This is a genomic window from Streptomyces sp. LS1784 (assembly GCF_020103755.1).
Lineage (GTDB): Bacteria > Actinomycetota > Actinomycetes > Streptomycetales > Streptomycetaceae > Kitasatospora.
Window position 1 is genome coordinate 1 of the sequence record NZ_JAHSQD010001071.1, and the last position, 1,254, is coordinate 1,254.

The following is a 1,254-nucleotide window of genomic DNA, read 5'->3' on the forward strand; positions in this document are numbered from 1 at the left end:
CCGGGCGGCGGCAACGGGCGCTGGTTCGGCCAGGGCGGCCAGGGCGGTCAGCCGGGCTTCCCGGGAGGCCAGGCACCGCGCGGGCAGAACGGCGGGGGCTTCCCCGGCGGCCAGGCCTTCCCGGGCGGCGGCACCGGCAACGGCACCGACCACGCCAACGGCCGCCACGAGCGCGGCAACGGCGACAACACCGGCACCGGCAGCGGCACCAACGGCGTCCCCGGTCCGCAGGCCCCCGAGGGCATGCTCCCCGGCGGCATGGGCGGCCTGCTCGACGGCCCCAAGGTGAGCGACGAGGCCGCCGCCATGCTCAAGGAGAACGCCGACCACTACACCTGGGCGGCCGCCGCGATCGGTTCGCAGAGTGCCGCCGGCTACCAACTCGCCACCGGCGAGCCGGTGATGGCCCTCGGCGGGTTCAACGGCACGGACCCCTCGCTGACCCTGGCCGGCTTCCAGAAGTACGTCCAGGAGGGCAAGGTGCACTGGTTCATCGGCGGTGGCTCCCGCCGGGGCTTCGGCGGCGGCGGCGAGGGCGGGCAGCAGAACGAGTCCGCCCAGATCGAGTCCTGGGTGACCACCCACTTCACCGAGAAGACGGTCGGCTCGACCACCTTCTACGACCTGACGGCCCCCACCTCCTGACGGTGGGTCCGCGACCCCGAAGGGGGCCCGGCCCGCTCAGTCGGACGGGCAGTGCGTCCCGGCCGCCGGCAGCCGGCCGTCCACCAGGTAGTCGGTCACCGCGTCCCGGACGCAGCCGCTCTTGTCGTACCCGGTGTGCCCGTCGCCGTCCCGGGTGAGCAGCACCCCGTGTTCCAGCCCGGCGGCGAGCCGCTGCGCCCAGACGTACGGGGTGACCGGGTCGCCGGTGGAGCCGATCACCAGGACCGGCGCGCTGCCCGGTGCCCGGACCGGTTGCGGCGGCTCGGGCGAACGGAACGGCCAGGGTCGGCAGTCCGGGTCGAGCAGGGTGCCCACCGGGTCGTGTCCGCTGGTCAGCGGGGCGCGGGCGGCGAGTTCGGCGAGGGCCGGGCGCAGTTCCGCCTCGGTGGGCGGCGGCGGGCCGTCCGCGCAGGAGATGGCGGCGTAGGCGTCGGCCGGTGTCCGGTAGCGGCCGTCCTCGCCGCGGCCGTCGGCGCCGTCGGCGAGGGCGAGCAGGCCCTCGGCCTCGCTCCGGGTGACGGCCGGTTCGAGGGCCTCGCGCAGTCGGGGCCAGGAGCGGTGGCCGTCGGCGAGCACGTCCAGGGCGGC

The 1,254-nt window shown here is 76.5% G+C and carries 1 protein-coding gene and 1 pseudogene; one reads left to right on the forward strand and one right to left on the reverse strand.

Going from position 1 to position 1,254, the window contains the following annotated elements; genetic code table 11:
* A pseudogene (locus KS423_RS45700) lies at window positions 1-645 on the forward strand (glycosyl transferase); the annotation flags it as partial.
* A 36-nt stretch (window positions 646-681) separates the two neighbouring features.
* Here the strand turns inward: KS423_RS45700 and KS423_RS45705 are convergent.
* A partial coding sequence (locus KS423_RS45705) for an alpha/beta hydrolase (protein ID WP_224285543.1) occupies window positions 682-1,254 on the reverse strand: 573 nt, incomplete at its 5' end.